This window comes from Sedimentibacter sp. B4 (assembly GCF_000309315.1).
Taxonomy (GTDB): Bacteria; Bacillota; Clostridia; order Tissierellales; family Sedimentibacteraceae; genus Sedimentibacter; species Sedimentibacter saalensis.
The window spans coordinates 1-214 of the sequence record NZ_CANG01000635.1 but is presented as its reverse complement, the minus strand read 5'-3'; the positions used below and the strand labels follow the sequence as shown (position 1 = coordinate 214).

The 214-nt window shown below is 67.3% G+C and carries 1 protein-coding gene; it reads left to right on the top strand.

Annotation, left to right across the window (positions count from 1 at the left end; all coding sequences use genetic code 11):
* A partial coding sequence (locus tag BN358_RS12540) for a glycosyltransferase (RefSeq protein WP_304412795.1) occupies nt 1–214 on the top strand: 214 nt, incomplete at both ends.

The following is a 214-nucleotide window of genomic DNA, read 5'->3' as shown; positions in this document are numbered from 1 at the left end:
AGTCCGGGGTCGAGGCGCTCGTGGCGGGCAGGGATCGGGATTTCGTGGTGCTCGGCTTCACCGACCGGATGGCCGACCTGATGCGGGTGGCCAGCCTGTTCGTCGGCAAGCCGGGTGGACTGTCGTCATCGGAGTGCATGGCTGCCGGGTTGCCGATGGTGATCGTGAACCCGATCCCCGGCCAGGAGGTGCGCAACGCGGACTACCTGTTGGA